This is a genomic window from Roseomonas fluvialis, assembly GCF_022846615.1.
In the GTDB taxonomy this organism is placed as follows: Bacteria; Pseudomonadota; Alphaproteobacteria; order Acetobacterales; family Acetobacteraceae; genus Neoroseomonas; species Neoroseomonas fluvialis.
In genome coordinates, this window is the sequence record NZ_AP025637.1 from 4,846,575 (window position 1) to 4,869,904 (window position 23,330).

Sequence of the window (23,330 nt, forward strand, 5' to 3'; positions counted from 1 at the left end):
GCGGGCCGGGGTGCGTCAGCGTCAAGTCTGGACGCGGCGGGGCGGCGGGGCGCAGGCTCGGCGGTGCGGCGAAACGGAGGAACCCATGGCGAACGACATGCCCGGCCCGGCGGATACGACCCGCGCCGAGGTGATCCGGGCGGCCGAGGAGGCCCTGGCGCGCCTGGCCCCGGCCCTGCCGCCCGATGCCGCGCGCCTGCTGCGGGACCTGCACGCCGGTGTGCCCACCGCCGAGCTGGCCGCCGAACCGCCCGAAGCCCTGGCCGCGGCCGCCGCCAGCCTGTTCGCCTTCGCCCAGGACCGCAGGCCAGGCACCGCCAAGGTCCGCGTGCTGGCGCCCGGGCCAGGCACCGGCCCGCGCGCGGTGGCCGAGATCGTCACCGACGACATGCCCTTCCTGGTCGATTCGGTGCTCGCCGCGCTGGCGCTGCACGGGCGCGCGGTGGCGTCCCTGCTGCACCCGATCCTCCGCGTGCGGCGCGACGCGTCGGGCCGCCTGCTGGCGCTGGACGGCGCCTCTCCGCAGCGCGAAAGCATGATGCGCGTGACACTCGGTGCCGCCGGGCCGGTGCTGTCGGGCACCCCGCCGCGCGGTGCCGAGGGCCTGGAGGCGCTGGAGGCCGCGCTGACCCGCGCCATGGCCGATGTGCGCGCCGCCACCCAGGGCTTCCCGGCCATGCTGACCCTGCTGCGCGGCGCCGAGGCCGAGGTCGTGGCGCCCGGCGGCCCGGACGCCGAGGAAGCCGCAGCCTTCCTGCGCTGGCTGGTCGAGGAGAACTTCGTCCTGCTGGGGCATCGCCGGTTCGCGCTGGCGGCGGATGGCACGATCAGCGTGGTGGCGGAGGAAAACCTTGGCCTGCTGACAGACCCCGCGCTGCCGGTCTTCGACGCGCTGCGCGACCTGTCGGCCATCCCGCAGGCGGTGCGCGGCGCGCTGTCCAACGCCACGCCCGTCACGGTGGCCAAGGCGAACATGCGCGCCACGGTGCATCGCCCGCAACATGCCGACGTGGTGGCGACGCGCATCTTCGACGCCGCCGGCCAGGTGGTCGGCGGGCGGCTGTTCCTCGGCCTGTTCGCCGCGGCGGCCTACAACCGCAACCCGCGGTCGATCCCGCTGCTGCGGCGCAAATGCGACCGTATCCTCGAGATGGCGGGCGTCGAACCGGACAGCCATGACGGGCGCGCGCTGCGCAACATCCTGGACACCTGGCCGCGCGACGAATTGTTCCAGGCGCCGGAGGACGCGATCCTGGCGGGGGCGCGCCGCGCGCTGGACCTGACCATCCGTCCGCGCGCGGCACTCGTGGTGCGCCACGACCCGTTCGAGCGCTTCGTCTCCGCGATCGCCTGGCTGCCGCGCGACACCTTCGACACGCGCCTGCGCGAACGGGTGGGCGCGACGGTGGCGCGCGCCTTCGACGGGCGGCTGTCGGCCTACTACATCGCGCTCGGCGATGCGCCGCTGGCGCGCGTGCACTACATCGTGGCAACCAAGCCCGGCGCGGTGCCGGCAGTTGATGTTCCCACGCTGGAATCGGCCATTGCGCAGGCGGCGCGCGGCTTCGGCGAACGCCTGGCGGAGGCGCTCGCCGCCACGCGCGGCGAGGCGGCTGCGGCGTCGGTGCTGGGCCGCTGGCGCGAGGCCTTCCCCGGGGCCTATCGCGAGGGCACGACCGCGGCCCAGGGCGTGGCCGACATCCTGCTGGCGGAACGCGCGATCGCGGCGGGGCGCCCGCGCGCCGACCTGCAGCGCGCCCCCGGGGCGGGACCGCGGACCCTGACGCTGCGCCTCGCCAATCCCGCCACGCCGCTGGCGCTGGCCGATGCGCTGCCGCTGTTCGAGAGCCTCGACCTGCGGGCCATCGAGGAACACCCCTACCACCTGGCGCCGGCCGACGGGCCGGCGGTGGTGCTGCATGTCTATCGGCTGGAGGCCGGCGCCGACTGCCCGGAGGACCGCTTCGACGAAATCCTCGGCGCGCTGGGCGCCTTGCTGGATGGCGCGGCGGAGGCCGACGGCTTCAATCGCCTGGTGCTGCGCGCCGGGCTGGACTGGCGGGAATGCTGGCTGCTGCGGGCGATGTTCCGCTGGGCCAAGCAGGTCGGCTTTCCCTTCGCGCAGGCATCGGTCGAGGCTGCACTGGCGGCGCATGCCGAGGCCGCGCGGCTGCTGGTCGAGATCTTCCGCCGCCGCTTCGACCCCGCCGCGCCCGACCGCGACTCCACGAAAGCCGAAGCCGCCTGGGACATGCTGCTCGAGGCAATCGAGAACCCCGATGAGGACCGTATCCTGACGCGCCTGCGCGTCACGCTCGATGCCATGCTGCGGACCAACTTCTTCCAGGACAAGGACTACCTGGCCTTCAAGCTGGACAGCGCGCTGGCCGGCGAGATGCCCGCGCCGCGTCCCTGGCGCGAGATCTTCGTGCATTCGCCGCGCATGGAGGGCTGCCACCTGCGCGCCGGCCCGGTCGCGCGCGGCGGCATCCGCTGGTCCGACCGGCGCGAGGATTTCCGGACCGAGATCCTGGGGCTGATGAAGGCACAGCGGCTGAAGAACGTGATCATCGTGCCGACCGGCGCGAAGGGCGGCTTCGTGCTGAAGCACCCGCCGCCCATGACCGACCGCGAGGCGTTCCAGGCGGAAGGCATCGCCTGCTACCGCACGCTGGTGCGCTCCATGCTCGACCTGGCGGACAACTACCAGGGCACGGACGTCGTCACGCCGCGGGGCATCGTGCGGCGCGATGGCGACGACCCCTACATCGTCGCCGCCGCCGACAAGGGCACCGCGACCTTCAGCGACATCGCCAACGGGCTGTCGGCCGAATACGGTTTCTGGCTGGGCGACGCCTTCGCCTCGGGTGGGTCGGCCGGCTACGATCACAAGGGCATGGGCATCACGGCGCGCGGTGCCTGGGTGATGATCGACCGGCATTTCCAGGAGGTGCTGGGGCGGTCGGTGCAGGATGCGCCCTTCGACATGGTGGGCGTGGGCGACATGTCGGGCGACGTGTTCGGCAATGGCCTGCTGGTGAGCCGCCATACACGCCTGCGCGCGGCCTTCGACCACCGGCACATCTTCCTCGACCCCGCGCCCGATCCCGAGGCGTCCTATGTCGAGCGCGAGCGACTGTTCCGCCTGCCGCGGTCGTCCTGGGCGGATTACGAGGCGCGCCTCATCAGCGAGGGCGGTGGCGTGTTCCCGCGCAACGCCAAGTCGCTGCCGCTGAGCCCACAGGCGCAGGCCATGCTCGGCATCGCCGCCGATCGCGCCGAACCCGCCGCCATCATGCAGGCGATCCTGCGGATGGAGGCCGACCTGCTCTATTTCGGAGGCATCGGCACCTACGTGAAGGCCGCCACCGAGACGCAGGCCGAGGCCGGCGACCGCGCCAACGACGCGATCCGTATCGACGGCGGGCAGATCCGCGCGCGCATCGTCGGCGAGGGTGCCAATCTCGGCGTGACACAGGCGGGCCGCATCGAGGCGGCGCGCCTCGGCATCCGCATCAACACCGATGCGCTCGACAATTCGGCCGGCGTGTCCACCTCCGACCACGAGGTGAACATCAAGATCCTGCTCGCGGATGCCGAGGCCGATGGCGTGCTCACCCGCCGCAACCGCGACGAATTGCTGCGCGACATGACCGACGAGGTCGCCGCCCTGGTGCTGCGCGACAACGCCCAGCAATCCATCGCCGTCACGCTGGAGGCCATGGCCGGGCCAGAGGACCTGCCCGCCCAGGCGACGCTGATGGAGAAACTGGAAGCCGCCGGCCTGCTCGACCGCGCCGTGGCGGGGCTGCCCGATGCGGCGGGCATGGCGCGGCGCATCGGTGCCGGGGATGCGCTGACGCGGCCGGAGATCTCGGCACTCCTGCCCTTCGCGAAGCTCTGGCTGACCGACGCGCTGGCGGAGTCCACGCTGCCGGACGAACCGGCGCTGCTGCCCGCGCTGATGGCCTATTTCCCGAAGCCCCTGCAGGCGGGCTATGCGCGCTTCGCGGAACGCCACCGGCTGCGGCGCGACCTGGTCGCGACCATTGTGGCGAATGCAGTGGCGAACCGGCTGGGCTGCGCGGCGCTGGCGCGGCTGACCATGGCGGCCGACCCGGTCGCGGCCTGCCGCGCCGCACTGCTGGCGGCCGAGGCCTTCGGGCTGGAAGCCGCCTGCGACGCGATCGACGCGGCGGAGGCACCGGCCGAGACGCGGCTCGCTGCCCTGCTTGCCTTGCGGCGCCTGCAGGAGGCGGCCGCGCAGGACCTTCTGGCCGCACCCGCGCAACCGCTGGAGGACGCATTGGCGGCACTGCGGCCGGGCATCGCGGCACTGGCAACGGCCGCGGCGGCGCACGCCGTGCCGGCGGCCGGGCTGCCGCCCGAGGCCGGGCTGCTCGCCGCCGCCGCGCCGCGCCTGGCCGCGGCACCGGCGGTGGTGCGCCTGGCCGGGAATGCCGGCGTGGACGCCGCCGCCGCCGCCACCGCCTGGGGCAGCATCGAATCGCGCTTCGCACTGGACGCCCTGCGCGCGGCCATCGCCGCCGCACCCGCGCCAGGCCCCTTCGGTCCGCGCGCGCGCGCTGCCCTGGCCGAGGAGGCCGGCGCCGCACAGGCCCGCCTCGCCGCCCGGTTGCTGCGCGGCGAGACGCCGGACGACGCGCGCAGCGACACTGTCGCCGCCCTGGTCCGCGACGCCGCCGGCGCGCGGGACCTGGCGGCGGTCACGGTCGCCGTGCGGGCGGTGGCGATGCTGGGGTAGCCGGCGCGCAGGTGGATGGCGCCACGCCCGAGGTTCAGGGCGCGGCCAGGCTCCGGCGCAGGCGCGTGATGGCGCCAGGCAGGCCACGGACCGTCAGCACGCGGCCGGTCTCGTCATAGGCCTCCGACAGCACCCGCGCGCTGTCATAGACCTCGCCGAGAAGACCCTGCTTCGCGTAGGGCAGCACCAGGACGTCCTCGACCATCGCCGCCTCGAAGAAGGCGATGATGGTGTCGCGCAGCGCGCTCACATCGCCGGGCGCATGGGCGGAGAGCATGATTGCGTCCGGGTGCTTCTCGGCCAGCGCGGCGCGCCCGGCGGCATCCACCCGGTCCATCTTGTTGAGCACCAGGCGCGAGGGCACGGCATCGGCACCGATCTCCCGCAGCACGCTGCGGCTGACCTCGAGTTGTGCCTCGTAGGTCGGGTCGGACGCATCCACCACGAACAGCAGCAACGAGGCTTCCAGCGCCTCCGCGAGCGTCGAGCGGAACGACGCGACCAGATCGTGCGGCAGCTGCTTGATGAAGCCCACGGTATCCGAGATCAGCACGCGCGGCCGCGTCTCCGGCTGCAGGATGCGCACGGTGGTGTCGAGCGTGGCGAACAGCTTGTCCTCCACCAGCACCTGGCTGCCGGTCAGCGCCCGCATCAGCGACGACTTGCCCGCATTCGTGTAGCCGACCAGTGCGACGCGCAGCTGGTCGCGCCGGCCGCTGCGGCGGTTGTCGCTGTCGCGCTGCACCGCCTCGAGCTGGTCCTTCAATTCGGAGATGCGGTCGCGAATCTTGCGGCGGTCGAGATCTAGGGTGGTCTCGCCTGCGCCAGGCCCCTGCTGCCGTCCGCCGCCACCGGTCGATTCGCGCAGCCGGGGGGCCACGTATTTGAGGCGCGCCATCTCGACCTGCAGCTTCGCCTCGCGCGTATTGGCGTGGCGGTGGAAGATCTCGACGATCACGCCGGTGCGGTCGAGCACCTCGGCGCCGGTCGCGCGTTCGAGGTTGCGGATCTGGCTGGGCGAGAGCTCGTGGTCGACGATCACGAAATCGGGCTTGGGGGCGGCGTCCGCGTCCGGTTCTGCCTTGGCGGGTGCGTCCGCGGCGCCGTCGAAGCGCTGCCGTGCCTTGGATCGCGGCGGTGGCGCCATGGTCCCGACCACGCCGGTGCCGCCGGTGAGCGCGGCCAATTCGGCGAGCTTGCCGCTGCCCAGCAGCAATCCGGCGCCGGTGCCCTCGCGTCGCTGCGACACGGTGCCGATCACCTCGTAGCCGAGCGTCTTCACCAGGCGCCCGAGTTCCTCGAGGCTTGCGGCATGCGCGATGTCATCGACCTCCGGCGTCTGGATGCCGACGAGGACGGCGCGGGGAATGGGCGGTTTGGTCTCCATGGCGGCGCAGTAGCACGGAATGCGCTCGAAGCGCGCACTGGCACGCACTGCGCCCGAAGGGCGCGCAGGACCGACTGCGCCGGAGGCTTGCGCGCGTCCCGCTGCGCGCGGTCCCGGTGATCGGCGGCGGTGCCGCGCCCTCGCGTTCGCTCTACCCCGGCGCCGTGAACGCCCGCCCCTCCCACGCTTCCAGCATGGCGCGCAGCCGATCCGGGATGGGCACGGGCCGGCGTGTCGCCTGGTCGGTCAGCACCCAGACGATCTCCCCGGTGGCGAGCAACGCATCCTCGCCCCGCGGAAACACGCCGGGCTGGAAGGTGATGGAGGTGCGACCCACGCGAAGGGTGCGGGCGCCGATCTCGATCTCCGCCCGCCGCCCGATCGCGACCTTGTATTCGACCAGGCCACGGACGACGTGGAAATCCGCGCCGGTCGCCTTCACCTCCGCCTGGTAATCCCAGCCGGTGGCGCGGATGTAGTCGGACACCGCCTCGTCATACCAGGTCAGGTAATGCGCGTTGAAGACGATGCCCTGGGTGTCGAGTTCGACGTAGCGGACGCGGTGGGCCAGGAAGAAGCGGAAGTCGGCGCGGACAGGAAGCGTCATGCCCGCGCCGGTCCGTCTTAGCCGCGCGCGGCCTTCACCGCCGCCGTCGCGGCCTGGCACATCAGCCCGACCTCGTTCGCGATGGTGACCAGCTTGAAGCCCTTCTTGATCATCTTGTTGGCATAGGCGGGCGACCCGTTGTGAAGGCCGGCGGCGATGCCGCGCTTGGACGTCTCGGCCAGCAGCTTGTCGTAGATGCCCAGGATGAAGGGGTCCTCGACATCCAGCTTGGGCTCGAGGCCGTAGGAGAAGGACAGGTCGGACGGGCCGACATAGATGCCGTCGATACCGGGCACATCGAGGATCTTCTCGATGTTCTCGATCGCCGTCTTGGTCTCGATCATCGGGATGACCAGGATCTCGTCATTCGCGGTCTTCTGGTAGCCGCCGCTGCTGCCATAGGCGCCGGCGCGGATCGGGCCGTTCGAGCGTGTGCCGGCCGGCGGGTACTTGCAGTACTGCACCAGGGCGCGGGCTTCTTCCTCGGTGTTCACCATGGGGCAGATGACACCGTACGCACCTGCGTCGAGCACCTTGCCGACGATGCCGGGCTCGTTCCACGGCACGCGCACCATCGGCACCACGCCCGAGGGCTGCATGCCCTGGAAGCAGGCCACGCAGGACAGGTAGTCCTGCACGCCGTGCTGCATGTCGACGGTCACGGAATCCCAGCCGCACTTGGAGTACATCTCGGCGGAGAAGGCGTTCGGGATGGCGAGCCACCCGTTCACCACCGCCTTGCCGGCCTTCCACGCTTCCTTGACCGCATTCGCCATGGCGCCGCTTCCTCTCTTGCTTGGCTGCTATGGCAGGACGCTAGGACGGGGTCCGGGGCGCGTCAAACGCGCGGCTGGACGGTCAGTCCTGCGCGCGGCAGGGTGCGCGGCATGGCCGACTGGACCGTCTCCTCCGAGACCGGCGTGCTGACCGATGTGCTGGTCTGCCCGCCGGCTCACTACCGCTGGATTCCGACCAACAGCATCGTGCGGCGCACGCTGGCGGGGGCGCAGCAGCCCTCGGCGCTCGCGCTGGCGGCGCAGCATGGCGAACTGGTGGATGCGCTTCGCCAGGGCGGTGTACGGGTGCATGTGCTGCCGCCGGAACCGCACCTCCCCTACATGGTCTACACGCGCGATTCAGCGGTGGTGACACCCTGGGGCGCGGTGCTGTGCCAGTTGGAACGGCCGCAGCGGCGCGGCGAGTATGCCGGCGTGATGGATTTCCACGGCGGCGCCTTCTGGCGAAAGTCGTCGGCCGGCACGCTGGAGGGCGGCGACATCCACATCCTGAAGCCTGGCGTGGCAGTGGTGGGGGCGTCGGGCGGGCGCACCGACCTGGCGGGGGCGGAGCAATTCGCCGCCTGGCTGCGCGCCGAGGGATGGGAGGTGCGCATCGAGGTGTTCGACGAACACTTCCTGCACCTGGACGTGTTGTTTTGCATGGCCGCGCCGGGGCTCGCGGTGGCGTGCCTCGACGTGCTGGACGCCCACTTCGTGGCCTGGCTTGCGGCGCAGGGCATCCGCTGCATCGACGTGCCGTATCGCGACGCGATGGCGCTCGGGTGCAACATCCTGGCACTCGGGCGCGGGCGGGTGGTGTCGGCGCGTGGTTCGGGCGCGCTGAATGCGGCCCTGCGCGCGGAGGGGCTGGTCGTGCTCGACCCCGACCTGTCGCTGTTCACCGCGGGCGGCGGCGGCCCGCATTGCCTGACCGGCCCGCTGCGGCGGGAGGAGTGATCCCATGGACACCGTGACATCGCCCGCCGATGCCGTCATCGCCGCCGTGCGCGCCTTCCTGGGCGATCGCCTCAGCACCAACGCCAGCGTGCGCGAACAGCATTCGCGCGGCGAGGACACCACCACGCCGACCCTGCCCGACGCCGTCGCCTTCGTGGAAACGACCGAGGAAGTCAGCCGCATCCTCGCGCTGTGCCACCAGCATGGCGTGGCGGTGACGCCCTTCGGCGCCGGCACCTCGCTGGAAGGGCATGTGAACCCGGTGCGCGCGGGTATCTCGCTCGACCTGTCGCGCATGAAGGCGGTGCTGGAATTGAACGAGGAGGACATGGACGTCCTCATCGAACCGGGTGTGACGCGCCAGGAGCTGAACGCCTTCCTGCGCGACAAGGGGCTGTTCTTCCCGGTCGATCCCGGAAGCCACGCCAGCATCGGCGGCATGTGCGCGACGCGTGCCTCGGGCACCAACGCGGTCCGCTACGGCACCATCCGCGAGAACGTGCTGGGCCTGGAAGTCGTGCTGGCCGATGGGCGCGTGATCGAAACCGGCGGCCGCACGCGCAAGGCATCGAACGGCTACGACCTGACGAGGCTGTTCATCGGTTCCGAGGGCACGCTCGGCGTCATCACCAAGGTGCGCCTGCGCCTGCACGGCATTCCGGAAGCCATGTCGGCCGCGGTGTGCCAGTTCTCCACCCTGGCGGCGGCGGTCGAGACCGTCATCACCGTCATGCAGACCGGCATCCCCGTCGCGCGCATCGAATTGCTCGATGAGGACCAGATGGAGGCCTGCATCCGCTATTCGAAGCTGGAAGGCTTCGCACCACTGACCACGCTGTTCCTGGAATTCCACGGCAGCGAGGCCTCGGTGAAGGAACAGGCGGAATCGGTCGAGGCGATCGCCACCGATCTCGGTGCGCAGGGCTTCACCTGGGCGACGGATGCGGAATCACGCAACCGGCTTTGGCAGGCGCGCCACGATGCCTATTGGGCGGCGGTGGCGCTGAAGCCCGGACACCGGGGCATCACCACCGATGTCTGCGTGCCGATCTCGCGCCTGGCGGAAGCGGTGGTGCAGGCGAAGGAGACGGCGCTCGCCTCGGGCCTCACTTCCTGCATCGTAGGCCATGTCGGCGACGGCAACTTCCACTGCCTGATCCTGTTTCCGGAAGGCGACCAGGAGGGCCTGGAACGCGCCTGGGCGCTGGATCGCGCCATCGTCGCGCAGGGGCTCGCCCTGGGCGGCACCTGTTCCGGGGAGCACGGCATCGGCATGGGCAAGCGCGAATTCCTCGAACAGGAACACGGGCCGGAAGCGCTGGCGGTGATGCGCAGCGTGAAGGTCGCGCTCGACCCGCGCGGCATCATGAATCCCGGCAAGATGTTCAGGAACTGACGGGTTGGACCTGCTCGGGCTGTCCGTCCTGGCGCTCGCGCTCGGCCATGTCTTCTCCAACGCCGTACGCACGGTGCCAGCGATGGCGGCCGACGTGCTGCAGCGCGACCTCGGCCTTTCGGCAGAGGGCCTCGGCGCGCTGACCGGCGCCTTTCCCGCCGCCTTCGCGCTGGCCATGCTGCCGGTGGGCGTGGCGCTCGACCGCTACGGCGTGAAGCGCACGGCGCTGGCATTGTTGGGCGTGGCCGCTGTCGGCTCGCTGCTGGGGGCAGTCGCCAGCGGGCCGTGGTCGATGCTGGCGGCGCAGGTGGTGCTGGGGGTGGGGTGTTCGGGGATGCTGATGTGCCCCATCACCTATGCCGCCAAGAACCTGCCGCCGCAGAAATTCGGGCTGTGGGGCGGGGTGATCCAGGCCTTCGGCAATACCGGGATGCTGCTGTCGGCCAGCCCGCTGGCGCTGCTGGTGGACCACGCCGGCTGGCGCGCGGGGTATGTGGCCTGCGCCGTGCTCGCCCTCGGTGCGCTGGTGGCGGTGGCGGCGATCGTGCGCGACACGCAGGCACCGGCGCAGGCACGGCGCAGCGTCGCGGAGGATGCGCGCGACGTGATTGCGCTCGCACTCTCGCGTGAGATCCGCGGGCCGGTGGTGATCGCCTTCGCATCCTTCGCCGCGGTGCTCGGCGTGCGCGGCCTGTGGGGCGGGCCGTGGCTGATGGAGGTCAAGGGCCTGCCGCGCGTCGAGGCCGGCCATGTGCTGCTGGCCTGCACCATCGCGCTGATCATCGGCCCGGCCGTGGCGGGGCTGCTGGAACGCCGCTTCCAGCAGCACCGGCGTGGGTTGTTGGTGGCGGGGCACCTGGGTGGCGCGGCGATGATCTCCCTGATGGTGCTGGGTGGGGCGCTGGGCTGGGGTGTCGCGGCGGATGCGCTGCTGCTGGCGGGCTTCGGGCTGCTGATCTCGCTGCAGGTGATCTGCTTCGCGCTAGTGCGCGCAGCCGTGCCGCCGGAACGCGTGGGGCGCGCGCTGTCGGCGATGAACATATCCTTCTTCGGGGGGGCGGCGGTGCTGCAGGCCGCCTCCGGCGCGGCGGCCGCGGCGGGCGGCATCGGCGCTGCGCTGATGGTCTTCGCGGTGGCGCTGGTGGCCTGCACCCTGGCCTTCCTGCGCATGCCCGGCCCGCGCTGACCTTCAACCGCCCTGCGATTGCCGCTAATGTCACGCCTGAGTGCCTGTTTGATGAGTCCGGCACCGGCCCGCACCCCCCACCCGGCCACCCACGTCAGTATCCTGGAATGGGTGGTCGGGGTGGGGGTGCGGGCCGGTGCCGGACCTTGAGATTGCGCCGAAAGGCGCATTCTCAAACAGACACTGAGGGAGCCCACGCATGATCCGCAGCATCCTGGTCGCGCTGGACGATACCGAGGGCGCGCAGCGCGCCCGCGATCTCGCGATCGACCTCTCGCGCCGCACCGGCGCGGCGCTGACCGCCGCGACCGTGCTCGACTGGCCGCATGTGCGCGACGAGCACGAGGCGGTGCCCGCCGGTGCCGCCGCCTTCAAGGAACGGCGCGACGCCGCGCGCGCCAAGCGCGCCGAGGAGGAGGCCGACACCGCCTTCGCCGCCTGCACCGCCGCCGCGGGGGACGCCGCATTCACCCGGCTTCGCCTGACCGACTCGCCCGAACCCGCCTTGCTCGCGGCCGGTGCGGCGCACGACATCATCGTGCTTGGCCGCGATTCGACGCTGGGGCTCCAGGACTGCCCCGATGGCCTGGCGCCGGTCATCGAGGCGCTGCTGCACGAAGGTGCGCGCCCGCTGCTGGTGGTGCCGCCCGGCCCGCCGGTCGCGGGCGGCGGCGTGCTGGTCGGTTATGACGGATCGATCCCGGCGATGCGGGCCATCCAGCTTTTCGCGCTGCTGGGCCTGGCCGGGGAGATGCCGGTCAGGGTGCTGTCGGTCGCCGAGACGCGGGCCGAGGCGCAGCGCATGGCCGACGAAGCGGCCGGTTACCTGCGCGCCCACGACGTCGCGGCCGAGGCGCTGGCTGTGGAAGGCGCGCGCCCGGTCGATGCGCTGCTCACGGAGGCGGCCGCCATGCCCGCGGCACTGCTGGTAATGGGCGCCTTCGAGCACACCGGCCTGCGCACCCTTTTCACCGGTTCCGCCACGCGGCGCCTGCTGCATGCCGCCCCCTGCCCGGTCTTCGTGGCGCACTGACCCCGCGCCTGGCGGCGCGGCGCCATGTGCTGCGCGCATGGTTCACCGTAACATTGCTTGACGTGTCATGCTGCAACGCGACATGAGCCTGTGATGAACGCCCTCGCTTCGTTGCGCGCCCTGGCGGGCGCGGCCATGGCCCTGCTTGTCGCAACGGTTCCCGCCGCAGCGCAGTTCGGCCCGCAGGGCCCGCCCGCGGTCGGCGTGCAGGTGGCCGAGCGCCGCCCCATCACCGAGACGATCGAATTCGTCGGCCGGGTCGAGGCGACCGACCGCGTGAACATCCGCGCCCGCGTCACTGGCTTCCTGGAACAGCGCCTGTTCCGCGAGGGCGGCGACGTGCGCGAGGGCGAGGTGCTCTACCGGATCGAACGCGCCCCCTTCGAGGCGCAGGTGGAGCAGGCGCGCGCCAACCTGGCCGGGGCCAATGCCACGCTCGAGAATGCGCGCGTGGCGTTGGCGCGCGCGCGCGAGCTGCGGCAGTCGGGCACCGGGACGCAGGTTGCGCTGGACAATGCCCTGGCGCTGGAGCGCACCGCGGGCGCCAACGTCCTGGCCGCCGAGGCGGCGGTGCGCGTGGCGCAGATCAACCTCGGCTACACCGAGATCACGGCACCGATCGCCGGCCAGATCGGCCGTTCGGTGCTGGCGGTCGGCAACGTGGTGGGGCCGGATGCCGGCACGCTGTCCACCATCGTCAGCCAGGACCCGATGCGCGTGGCCTTTGCGGTCAGCCAGCGCACCGCGCTCGAGTTGCGCAACCGGTTCGAGGGGCGCGGCGGGCCGGCCGCCGTGCTGGTGCGCATCCGCACCACCGACGGGCGGAACTTCCCCGAGACCGGCCGGATCGACTTCGTGGACAACCAGATCGACCGCAACACCGACACGATCCTGGTGCGCGCGCTGATCGCGAACCCCATCCGGCAGGTGGACGGCCAGGCATCCTCCGTCTCCCCGCGCGAGCTGGTGGACGGGCAGTTCGTCAGCGTCACGGTCGAGGGTGCCGAACCGGTCATGGCCATCACCCTGCCGCGCGCGGCCGTGCTGCAGGACCAGCAGGGCGCCTTCGTCTTCGTGGTGGGCGAGGGGAATGTCGCGACGCGGCGCAACGTGACGCTGGGGCGTTCCACTCCCGAACGCGCGGTGATCGAGGGCGGGCTGCAGGGCGGCGAGACGGTGGTGGTGGAAGGGCTGCAGCGCGTGCGGCCCGGGCAGCCGGTGAACCCGGCGCCGGTGGATGCACCCGCGCCGCCACGGCCCGCGCCGCAGCCGCCGGGCCGGGGCTGATCGCGCGTGTTCTCCGCCCTTTTCGTCGACCGCCCGCGCTTCGCCATCGTCATCGCCATCGTCACCGCGCTGGCCGGCGCAATGGCCATGCTGCGCATTCCGGTCAGCCAGTTGCCGGACATCGTGCCGCCGCAGGTTTCGGTCACCACACGCTTCCCCGGCGCCTCGGCCACCGTGATCGAGCAGACCGTGGCGCAGGTGATCGAAGCCAGCGTGAACGGCGTGGACCGCATGATCTACATGCGGTCGAACAGCGCCAATGACGGCTCCTACAGCCTCAACGTCTCCTTCCAGCTGGGCACCAACCCGGACCTCGCGACCGTCAACGTGAACAACCGCGTGCAGGCGGCACTGGCGCGCCTGCCGCAGGAGGTGCAGCGCCAGGGTGTGACGGTGCGCAAGCAGTCCTCGGCGGTGCTACAGTTCATCTTCCTCTATTCGGAGTCCGGCGCGCAGACGCCGATCTTCCTGTCGAACTACGCGACCATCAACATCGTCGACCGCCTGGCGCGCGTGCAGGGCGTGGGCCAGGTGAGCCTGTTCGGCGCGATGGATTATTCCATGCGCATCTGGTTCGAGGTGGACCGGCTGATCAGCCTCAACCTCACGCCATCCGACGTGGTGGCGGCGATCCAGGCGCAGAACGTGCAGGCGCCGGTCGGGAGGCTGGGCGGGCGGCCGGTGCCCGACGACCAGCAGTTCCAGATCAACCTCGAGACCCGCGGGCGGCTTTCCACGCCCGAGGAATTCGGCGAGATCCTGATCCGCGCCAATGCCGACGGGTCTGTGCTGCGGGTCCGCGACGTGGCGCGCGTGGAACTCGGCGCGGCCAGCATGGATACGGAAAGTCGCTTCGACGGCAAGCCGGCCGTGACCATGGGCGTCTATCTCCAGCCTGGCGCCAATGCCGTGACGGCGGCGGAGAATGTGCGCCGCGCGCTGAATGAGATGCGCACGCGCTACCCCGAGGGCATGGACCACCGCATCTTCTTCGACACCTCCGATTTCGTGAACGACACGATCAAGGAAGTGATCAAGACGCTGGTCGAGGCCTTCATCCTGGTGGTCATCGTGGTGTTCCTGTTCCTGGGGAACATGCGCGCCACCATCATCCCGACCGTGGCGGTGCCGGTCAGCCTGATCGGGTCCTTCGTGATCCTGCTGGCACTCGGCTATTCGGCGAACACGATCTCGCTGCTGGCCATGGTGCTGGCGATCGGCATCGTGGTCGACGACGCCATCGTGGTGGTCGAGAACGTCGAGCGCGTGATGGAGGAGGAACCCCACCTCACGCCCGCGGAAGCCACCAAGAAGGCGATGTCGCAGATCACCGCGCCGATCATCGCGATCACGCTGGTGCTGCTGTCGGTCTTCGTGCCGATCGGCTTCATCCCGGGCCTGTCGGGCGAGCTGTTCCGCCAGTTCGCGGTGACCATCAGCGCCGCCATGGTGATCAGCGCGATCAATGCGCTCACACTCTCGCCGGCCTTGTGCGCGGTGTTCCTGCGCCCGCACGTCCATGCCGGCGGGCATCGGCCAGGCATCATGGGGCGCTGGCTGCGCGGCATCGACTGGGTGCGCGACCGCTACGCCGGCGTGGTGACGCGCCTGGTGCGCGTGTCGGTGCTCTCGCTGGTCCTGACCGGCGGGTTCTTCCTCGGCATCTGGCAGATGTCCAAGATTACGCCGTCGGGCTTCCTGCCGCAGGAGGACCAGGGCGCCTTCTTCGTGCAGGTGCAGTTGCCGCAGGGCGCGTCGGTCTCCCGCACCCGGGAGGCGGTGGTGCAGGTCGAGGAGATCCTGAAGGGCATTCCGTCGGTGCAGGGGACGCTCGCGATCGTCGGCTTCTCGCTGATCGATGGCGGGGCGCAGTCCAATTCCGCCTTCCTGGTGGCGCGGCTGAAGCCCTTTGCCGACCGCACGACGGCCGCGATGTCGGTGCAGGCGGCGATCGGGCGCGTCTTCGGCGAAGGCCAGGCGGTGCGCACGGCGAATGTCTTTGCCTTCAACCTGCCGCCGATCATCGGCCTGGGGACCGGCGGCGGCTTCGAATACATCCTGCAGGACTACGAGGGACGCCCGCCGGCGGAACTGGGTGCCGCGATGCTCGGGCTGATCGTCGCGGCCAACCAGGACCCGCGGCTGACGGCGGTGTTCTCCACCTTCAACGCGACCAACCCGACGCTGTTCCTCGACCTGGATCGTGAGAAGGCGCAGGCGCTGGGCCTGCGCATCTCGGACGTGTTCACCGCGCTGCAGGCCACGCTGGGCGGCTTCTACGTCAACGACTTCAACCTGTTCGGCCGCACCTGGCAGGTGAACCTGCAGGCCGAGGCCGCCGACCGGCGCGACATCGACAGCATCTGGCGCATCCATGTCCGCAACGCGCGCGGCGAGATGGTGCCGCTGCGCGCGATCGCCGACGTGCAGACGCGCATCGGGCCGCAGACCATCTTCCGCTACAACAACTACCGCGCCATCTCGATCAACGGTGCGCCGCGGCCGGGCATCTCCTCGGGCGATGCGCTGGCGGCGATGGAGACGCTCTCGGCCCGCGTGCTGCCGCCGGGCTACGGCTATGAATGGACGGGCACGGCCTACCAGGAGAAGCTCGCCTCGGGGCAGACGGTCTACATTCTCGCGCTCGCGGTGATGTTCGCCTACCTGTTCCTGGTCGCGCTGTATGAATCCTGGATCATCCCGGTGCCGGTGCTGCTGTCGGTGGCAGTGGGCGTGCTGGCCGCCTTCGGCGCGCTGTGGGTGGCGCAGATGCCGCTGGATATCTATGCGCAGATCGGCCTGGTGGTGCTGATCGCACTGGCCGCCAAGAACGGCATCCTGATCGTGGAATTCGCCAAGGAGAAACGCGAGGAAGGGCTGTCCATCCGCGATGCTGCCATCATGGGCGCGCGGCTGCGCTTCCGCGCGGTGATGATGACCTCGATCGCCTTCATCCTGGGGTTGGTGCCGCTGGTGTTTGCCTCGGGCGCGGCCATGATGTCCCGCCGCGCGGTGGGCACGGCGGTGTTCGGCGGCATGATCGGCGCTGCGGTGATCGGCGTGTTCGTGATCCCGATGCTCTATGTCGTGTTCCAGTCCCTGCGCGAACGGGCGAAGCGGATGGTGGGCGGCAAGGCACCGGCCGAGCACGCATAGTTGAGGCGCGCCGCGTCTGGACCATCAGCAACCCCCGGCGCGCCAGTGCACGGCGCGAAGGCAAGCCGGCCGGATGGCCGGCGCCCGCCGTCTGAGGGCAGCCTAGGACTCCCCCCCTTCCCATACGCGCCCCGCATCGCAGATGATGCAGGGCAGCACACCAAAGGGAGACCCAGGGCATGGCGAAGTTCGGCCTCAGCCAATCCATCCGCCGCGTCGAGGACCCGCGCCTGCTCAAGGGCGGCGGCAGCTACACCGACGACATGACGGTGCCGGGCCAGGCGCAGGGCTACGTGCTGCGCAGCCCGCATGCCCACGCACGGATCACCGGCATCGACGCCGCGGCGGCGAAGGCCCTGCCCGGCGTGCTCGGCGTCTGGACGGGGGCGGACCTGGCGGCGGCCGGGCTCGGCTTCATGCCCTGCCTCGCGCCGGTGAAGTCGGCGGACGGCACGCCGTGCTCCGACACGCCCCGCCGTGCGCTCGCCGAAGGCGTCGTGCGCCATGTCGGCGATCCGGTGGCTTTCGTGGTGGCCGAGACCATCGAACAGGCGCGCGACGCCGCCGAGGCGATCTCGGTGGACTACGACATCCTGCCCGCCGCAACCGACCTCGCGACCGCGACGAATCCCGGCCAGCCGCAGGTCTGGGCCAGTGCGCCGAACAACACGTGCTTCGACTGGCATGTGGGCGATGCAGCGAACGCCGATGCGCTCATCAAGGGCGCCGCGCATGTCACGCGCCTGCGCGTGGTGAACAACCGCGTCGTGGTCGCCAGCATGGAGGCGCGCGCCGCACTCGCCGACTACGACGCGGGGCGCGCCCATTGGACGCTGTCCACCAACACCCAGGGCTCCTGGCTGGTGCGCAACATCCTCGCCAAGAACATCTTCAACGTCGCGCCCGAGAGCTTCCGCGTGGTGACGCCCGATGTCGGCGGCGGCTTCGGGATGAAGCTGTTCCTGTACCCCGAGCACGTCCTGACCTGCTTCGCCGCGCGCGAGCTGAAGCGTGCCGTGAAGTGGGCGTCGGAACGCACCGAGGCCTTCCAGTCCGACACGCATGGGCGCGACAACATCACCATCGGCGAACTGGCGCTCGACAAGGACGGCAAGTTCCTCGCGCTGCGCACCAAGAACTGGGCGGGGATGGGGGCGTATCTCAACACCTTCGCGCCCTTCATCCCGACCGGGGCGGGCACCAAGGTGCTGGCCAGCGTCTATGACTTCCAGGCGATCCACGCGCAGGTGATCGGCGTGGTCACCAACACCGTGCCCGTCGATGCCTATCGCGGCGCCGGCCGGCCCGAGAGCAACTACCTGGTCGAACGCCTGATCGACACCGCGGCGCGCGAGATGGGCATCGACCGCATCGACATCCGTCGGCGCAACATGGTCCCGTCCTCGGCCATGCCCTACGTCTCCGCGATGGGGCAGCGCTACGATTCCGGCGAATTCGCCAGGCTGATGGACAGCGCGCTGGCGAATATCGACTGGGCCGGTTTCCCGGCACGCCGTGCGGAGGCCGCGAAGCGCGGGAAGAAGCGCGGCATCGGCCTCGCGTACTACCTGGAGGCCACCGGCGGCAGCCCGAGCGAGAATGCGGCGGTGCGCTTCGCCGATGACGGCTTCGTCGATGTCTATGTCGGCACGCAGTCCACCGGTCAGGGCCACGAGACCGCCTATGCCATGATGACGAGCCACGAGCTCGGCATCCCGATCGAGAGGATCCGCATCCGCCAGGGCGATTCCGACAGCCTGCCCGATGGCGGCGGCACCGGCGGCGCGCGCAGCCTCTATTCCGAAGGCCAGGCGATCCTGGTGACGACGGCGAGCGTGGTCGAGAAGGGCAAGCGCGCCGCCTCCGAACACCTCGAAGCCTCGGTCGCCGATATCGAGTTCACGCCGAAGGACGGTCGCTTCGCGGTGGCCGGCACCGACCGCGGCGTGGGCATCATCGAACTGGCGGCCGCGCAGCGGAAGCGCGCCGCGGCGGGCCAGGAGGCCACGCTGCTCGACGCGCAGGAAACCGCCGAGATCAAGGCGCACACCTTCCCCAATGGCTGCCACGTGGCCGAGGTGGAAGTGGACCCCGAGACCGGCATCGTCGCCATCCCGCGCTACATCGTGGTGGATGACGTGGGCCATGCGCTGAACCCGCTGATCGTGCGCGGCCAGGTGCATGGCGGCGTGACGCAGGGGATCGGCCAGGCGCTGATGGAACGCACCGCCTTCGACGCCGAGTCCGGACAGCTTCTGAGCGCATCCTTCATGGACTACGCCCTGCCGCGTGCCGACGACCTGCCGCCGATCGATGTGGACCTGATCGAGGTGCCGTGTGAGACCAACCCGATGGGCGTGAAGGGCGCGGGCGAAGCCGGCGCGGTGGGTTCGCCGCCGGCGGTGATCAACGCGCTGGTCGACGCACTGGCCGATTCCGGCGTGGCCAGCATCGACATGCCCGCGACGCCCGAGGCGGTGTGGAAGGCGCTGGCGGCAGCACGCGCCGCCTGAACCTGCGCGCATCAAAAAAGGGGCGGCTCCCTCGCGGGGGCCGCCCCTTTTCGTTGTCCGTGCGCCTACTGCAGCGGCACGGTGATGTTGGTGACGTCGCACAGGTTCACGTTGCGGCGTTCCTGCGGCTGCCCGCTGTCGTAGACGAAGCGGATATCGTACATGCACGGGCCTTCCGGCAGGCGGATGGCATAGACCGCGCCCGGTGCGACGGTATCCGCGCCAAGGCGGTCAGGCCCCCAGTTCTGGTCGGTGGCAGGCGAGGCAAACACCTGCATCACCGTCTGCCGCCCCTGGTTCACCAGGTTGAAGGACGGGTTGCCGGTCGGGCCGGCGCCGCCCGGGGCCGGGCCCTGCGGACGCTGCTGCGCCTGCGGCGGCTGCCCGCCCTGCTGCGCCTGGCGGCCATCGAAGGCGAGCTCCGACAGGTTGCACAGGTTGATGTTGCGGCGTTCCTCGGCCGGGCCGCCCTGCCGGTCGTACACCACGCGCACGTCGTAGATGCATTCGCCCTGCGGCAGGCGGATCACGAAGGACCGTCCCGCCGGCACCACGTTGGTGCCCAGCCGGTCCTGCCCCCAGTTGCTGTCCGAGGATGGCGAGGCATAGGCCTCGTAGATCACCCGGTTGCTGCGATTCACCAGGTTGAAGGACGGGTCGCCGGTCTGCGCCAGCGCGGCAGTGCCGCCGAAGGCCGTGAAGGCCAGGGCCGCAGCCATGGCAAGGCGTCGCATGAGCATCTGCGCTCCTCCTCGAGTGCCGGGCGCTGCGCCCGTCCGTGTCCGTTACGGAGGCTAGCCGAGGGAATGCCGCCGCGCCAACCGTGCGGGTCACACCGTGGCGAAGCGTTTCATGCCGGCGGTGGCGACGCAGGTGTCGTGGCACGGGCGGACGACCGCCAGCATTCGTCGTATTCCTGGCGCGCAGCCGCCGGCCGGTTCAGTCCGGCCCGCCGCCGGGATCGGCGCCAAGGGCCGTGGCGCGCGCGGCGATGTGCCGCAGCGCGGCCTCCAGGGCGGCAGCCTGTGCCGGCGCCAGGCCAGCAGCGAGTTCCGCCTCCAGCGCGCGGGCACGCGGGACGATCGCCTCGAACATCGCACGGCCCGCCGCGCTGAGCGCGAGCGGCTCGACCCGCCGGTCGCCGGTGTGCGGTGTGTGCCGCAGCAGACGCCGCGCCAGCAGCGCCGTCACTGCGCGGCTCACCTTGGCCTTGTCCATGCCGGTGCGGGCCCGGACATCGCTTGCACTCGCGGTGCCGTCCGCGCCGACCACGGCCATGACGCGCCATTCGGCGATGGTCAGGCCGAATTCCTCCGCATAGCGCCGCGCGAACAGGCGCGACACCAGGTTGGAGGCGACCGACAGCCGGTAGGGCAGGAAGGCATCGAGGTCGAAGCTTGACATTGGTTTCATCTGAAACCATTTTGCGCCCTACGTCCAGCCCGGGAGAAGACGCCATGTCTCGCCAGTACATCCCCTTCCCCCGCAGCGAGGGCCTGACCTCGCGCCAGGCGCATGCCGACCTGCCCGCCGGCACCTTCGAACGCGAACTGGGCAAGGAAGGTTTCTTCGGCCCGGCCACGCACATGTACCACCGGCATCCGCCGACCGGCTGGACGTCCTGGGACGGACCGCTGCGCCCGCGGGCATTCGACCTGGCGAAGATCAACGCCGAACACGCATCGCCCTGGGACGCGCCGGACATCCTGTTCAACGCGAGCGTGCGCCTGCGCCTTTGGCGCGCGCCGACGCGCATGGACCACCTGGCGCGCAACGGCGACGGCGACGAGCTGCTGTTCATCCATCAGGGTGCGGGCGACATCTTCTGCGACTATGGCCGCCTGCCCTTCCGCGCCGGCGACTACGTGGTGCTGCCGCGATCGACCATGTGGCGCATCGAGTGCTCGGCCCCCACGGTCGCCCTGCTGATCGAGGCAACGGGCTCCACCTTCCAGCTTCCGGACCGCGGCATGGTCGGCAAGCACGCGGTCTTCGACCCCGCCATCCTCGAAACACCGAAGCTGGACGAGGCCTTCCGCGACCAGGGACAGGGCGACTGGGCGGTGCGCATCAAGCGGCGCAACGCGATCTCGACCGTGACCTACCCGTTCAATCCGCTGGATGCGGTGGGCTGGCACGGCGATCTCTCGCCTGTGCGCCTGAACGTTGAGGACATCCGCCCGCTGATGTCCCACCGCTATCACCTGCCACCGTCCGCCCACACCACCTTCGTGGCGAACCGCTTCGTGATCTGCACCTTCTGCCCGCGCCCCTTCGAGACCGATCCCGGCGCGCTGAAGGTCCCGTTCTTCCACAACAACGACGACTACGACGAGGTGCTGTTCTACCACGCGGGCGACTTCTTCAGCCGCGACAACATCCATGCTGGCATGATGACGCTGCACCCCTGCGGCTTCACGCACGGCCCGCACCCCAAGGCGCTGGGCAATGCCTTCACGCCGAAGAAGGCGGCCACGGACGAATACGCCGTGATGCTCGACACGCGCGACGCGCTCGAAATCGGCGAGGCCGCATCCGCCGTCGAATGGGGCGACTACGCGTATTCCTGGAAGGCAGGCCCGGCGCCGGCAAAGGCCGCGGAGTAGCGCGCCCTCATGTGAAGCGCTGCAGCGCCTGCTCCAACGACGTGAGCGCGCTGCCCAGCGCCGCGCTCATGGCCTCCGCCGCCTGGTCGGGCGTCGGCGCAGCGGTGCCGGAGGCGAGGGGCGCGGTGCCGCTGCTCACCATTTGGCCGACAAGCCGGCTGCCATTGCGCTCATCGACCAGCACCAGGGTCAGTTCCGCGCGCGCGCGCCCTTCCCCCTGCACGGCGGCGAGCTGGGTGATCTCGCCTTCGAGCACGTAGTCGGGCGTCACGCGCGACCCGGGGGCGAGCACGGCGGAAAACTGCCGCGAATCGATCAGCCAGCGGCGCAGCGCCTGTTCGGCCGATTCCGCCGGCGGCGCCGCCCATTCTGCGTAGAAGTCCAGGTTCTCCGTGCCGTCCGGGCGTAGCGTGCGCAGGTTGCGCGTCTCCATCCCCGCGCCGGCGCGGATCGTGCGCACCAACAGGGTGCGGCGCGCGCGCCCCTCGGCGCCCGGTGGCCGGCGCGGCTCCAGCGGGAAGCGCCGCGTCTCGACATAGGGGCGGTCCGGCAGCACGGAGCACCCCGCCAGCAGAGGCACCAACAGCAGCAGGCGACGGTCGATCATGTCAGCGGCGATCCCGTGGCGGTGGTGGCGGCGGCGCGCCGAACAGGGACTGCGACGGGCTGCGGCGCAGCTGCTCGGCGGTGTCGCGCAGGCTGGAGACGGTCGCGCGCAGGTCGCGCAGCAGCGGGCCAAGGTCGGCCTGCGCATCGCCGGTGGTGCCACGCACCGTGCGCAGCGCGAGTTCGAGGGATTGGATGACGGCCGGAAGCCGCGCGACGGCCACGCGCAGGTCGTTCGCGGCCTGTCCGATGCTGGCCGCGGCGCCGGTGATCTCGGGGCTGGCCAGCAGCGCCTCGGCCGATTGCCCCGCGGCACCCACGCGCGCCGCCGCCTCGCGCAGTTCGCGCACGGTGGCGGCAAGGTCCGCACCCTCGATCACGCTGCGCAGCGCGACCATGGTGGCGGCGGCCTCGCGGAGCGTCGTCGCCAGGTCGCCCTGGCCGCCGACCTGGTCACGCAGTCCCTCGACCAGCTCGGTCGCCGCGCCGACCAGCGAGCGCAGGTCGAGGTCGGCGAGCTGCGTCATCACGCGTTCGGCCGCGCTGGTCACCTGGGTGATGGTGGACGGGACCGATGGAATCACCGGATAACGCGGCGTCCAGGGCACCTCGATCGGCGGGAAGCGCGCGGGGTCGGAGACGAAATCCACCTCGAGATACGCCAGCCCCGTGACTCCCGAGGATGCCACGCGGACCCGCAGCCCCGCCCGCACGGCGGCGGCGACGTTGATCCGGCCGTAGCGGTCCGGGTCGACCGCGAACCGCACCAGCACCAGGCGCGCGGTGGTGTCCTCCGGATCCCGCGCGACGGCGCCGTAGACCACCGAAACCAGGCCGAGCTCCGTCACGCGCCCGACCGGCACGCCGCGGAATCGCACCGGCGCGCCGACATCGAGACCGGCGATCGATTCCCGCACATAGGTCTCGAAGATGGTCTGCTCGCCGCGCAGGGAGCCGGAGGTCAGGAACAGGACGAAGCCGATCGCGACGGCGGCGCCGACGACCACGAGCACACCCACGCGGAAATACAACGACCGCCCCGCCTGTGCCAT

At 71.0% G+C, this 23,330-nt stretch carries 16 protein-coding genes; 9 read left to right on the forward strand and 7 right to left on the reverse strand.

All coding sequences use genetic code 11. The features are described 5' to 3' along the window. The first annotated feature begins 85 nt into the window (after window positions 1-85). The gene (locus MWM08_RS23230; RefSeq protein ID WP_244408891.1) at window positions 86-4,765 is read left to right on the forward strand and encodes an NAD-glutamate dehydrogenase; all 4,680 of its coding nucleotides are present in this window, start codon (window positions 86-88) and stop codon (window positions 4,763-4,765) included. 34 nt (window positions 4,766-4,799) lie between these two features. Here MWM08_RS23230 and hflX read toward each other — a convergent pair whose 3' ends face one another. The 3 genes from hflX to MWM08_RS23245 form a co-directional block, all read right to left on the reverse strand. Further along, the gene (hflX, locus tag MWM08_RS23235) at window positions 4,800-6,152 is read right to left on the reverse strand and encodes a GTPase HflX (protein WP_244408892.1); all 1,353 of its coding nucleotides are present in this window, start codon (window positions 6,150-6,152) and stop codon (window positions 4,800-4,802) included. Window positions 6,153-6,303: 151 nt separating this feature from the next. Further along, window positions 6,304-6,759 carry an acyl-CoA thioesterase gene (locus MWM08_RS23240; RefSeq protein WP_244408893.1) on the reverse strand — a complete coding sequence of 152 codons (456 nt, stop codon included), beginning with the start codon at window positions 6,757-6,759 and terminating at the stop codon, window positions 6,304-6,306. Between the two features lie 17 nt (window positions 6,760-6,776). Next, window positions 6,777-7,535, reverse strand: coding sequence for an HpcH/HpaI aldolase family protein (locus MWM08_RS23245; protein WP_244408894.1), 759 nt, complete (start codon window positions 7,533-7,535; stop codon window positions 6,777-6,779). Between the two features lie 111 nt (window positions 7,536-7,646). Here MWM08_RS23245 and MWM08_RS23250 point away from each other — a divergent pair, with 111 nt between their 5' ends. The 7 genes from MWM08_RS23250 (at window position 7,647) to MWM08_RS23280 (ending at window position 19,066) form a co-directional block, all read left to right on the forward strand. Continuing rightward, window positions 7,647-8,495 (forward strand): dimethylarginine dimethylaminohydrolase family protein, encoded by an 849-nt coding sequence (locus MWM08_RS23250; RefSeq protein ID WP_244408895.1) that lies wholly within the window; start codon window positions 7,647-7,649, stop codon window positions 8,493-8,495. A 4-nt stretch (window positions 8,496-8,499) separates the two neighbouring features. After that, on the forward strand, window positions 8,500-9,891 hold the full coding sequence (locus MWM08_RS23255; RefSeq protein WP_244408896.1) for an FAD-binding oxidoreductase: 1,392 nt from the start codon (window positions 8,500-8,502) through the stop codon (window positions 9,889-9,891). Window positions 9,892-9,895: 4 nt separating this feature from the next. Further along, entirely contained in the window at window positions 9,896-11,077 is a 1,182-nt protein-coding gene (locus MWM08_RS23260; RefSeq protein WP_244408897.1) for an MFS transporter, read from the forward strand. Between the two features lie 199 nt (window positions 11,078-11,276). Continuing rightward, entirely contained in the window at window positions 11,277-12,110 is an 834-nt protein-coding gene (locus MWM08_RS23265; protein ID WP_244408898.1) for a universal stress protein, read from the forward strand. Between the two features lie 93 nt (window positions 12,111-12,203). Further along, window positions 12,204-13,397 carry an efflux RND transporter periplasmic adaptor subunit gene (locus MWM08_RS23270; RefSeq protein WP_244408899.1) on the forward strand — a complete coding sequence of 398 codons (1,194 nt, stop codon included), beginning with the start codon at window positions 12,204-12,206 and terminating at the stop codon, window positions 13,395-13,397. A gap of 6 nt (window positions 13,398-13,403) precedes the next feature. Beyond that, window positions 13,404-16,553 (forward strand): efflux RND transporter permease subunit, encoded by a 3,150-nt coding sequence (locus tag MWM08_RS23275; RefSeq protein ID WP_244408900.1) that lies wholly within the window; start codon window positions 13,404-13,406, stop codon window positions 16,551-16,553. A gap of 179 nt (window positions 16,554-16,732) precedes the next feature. Next, the gene (locus MWM08_RS23280) at window positions 16,733-19,066 is read left to right on the forward strand and encodes a xanthine dehydrogenase family protein molybdopterin-binding subunit (RefSeq protein WP_244408901.1); all 2,334 of its coding nucleotides are present in this window, start codon (window positions 16,733-16,735) and stop codon (window positions 19,064-19,066) included. 65 nt (window positions 19,067-19,131) lie between these two features. On the opposite strand, the gene MWM08_RS23285 is transcribed toward MWM08_RS23280, so the two are convergent. Together MWM08_RS23285 and MWM08_RS23290 are read right to left on the reverse strand one after the other, a co-directional pair. After that, window positions 19,132-19,806 (reverse strand): hypothetical protein, encoded by a 675-nt coding sequence (locus MWM08_RS23285; protein WP_244408902.1) that lies wholly within the window; start codon window positions 19,804-19,806, stop codon window positions 19,132-19,134. Window positions 19,807-20,005: 199 nt separating this feature from the next. Further along, window positions 20,006-20,470: a MarR family winged helix-turn-helix transcriptional regulator gene (locus tag MWM08_RS23290; protein ID WP_244408903.1), complete on the reverse strand. Its 465-nt coding sequence runs from the start codon at window positions 20,468-20,470 to the stop codon at window positions 20,006-20,008. 53 nt (window positions 20,471-20,523) lie between these two features. Between MWM08_RS23290 and MWM08_RS23295 the strand changes: the two genes are divergently transcribed. Then, window positions 20,524-21,672, forward strand: coding sequence for a homogentisate 1,2-dioxygenase (locus tag MWM08_RS23295; protein WP_244408904.1), 1,149 nt, complete (start codon window positions 20,524-20,526; stop codon window positions 21,670-21,672). A 7-nt stretch (window positions 21,673-21,679) separates the two neighbouring features. Here the strand turns inward: MWM08_RS23295 and MWM08_RS23300 are convergent, their stop codons facing one another. Both MWM08_RS23300 and MWM08_RS23305 read right to left on the reverse strand, forming a co-directional pair. Beyond that, complete coding sequence (locus MWM08_RS23300) at window positions 21,680-22,279, reverse strand: ABC-type transport auxiliary lipoprotein family protein (RefSeq protein WP_244408905.1); 600 nt, start codon at window positions 22,277-22,279, stop codon at window positions 21,680-21,682. A gap of 1 nt (window position 22,280) precedes the next feature. Continuing rightward, a complete protein-coding gene (locus MWM08_RS23305; protein ID WP_244408906.1) occupies window positions 22,281-23,330 on the reverse strand; it encodes an MlaD family protein in 1,050 nt (349 codons plus the stop codon).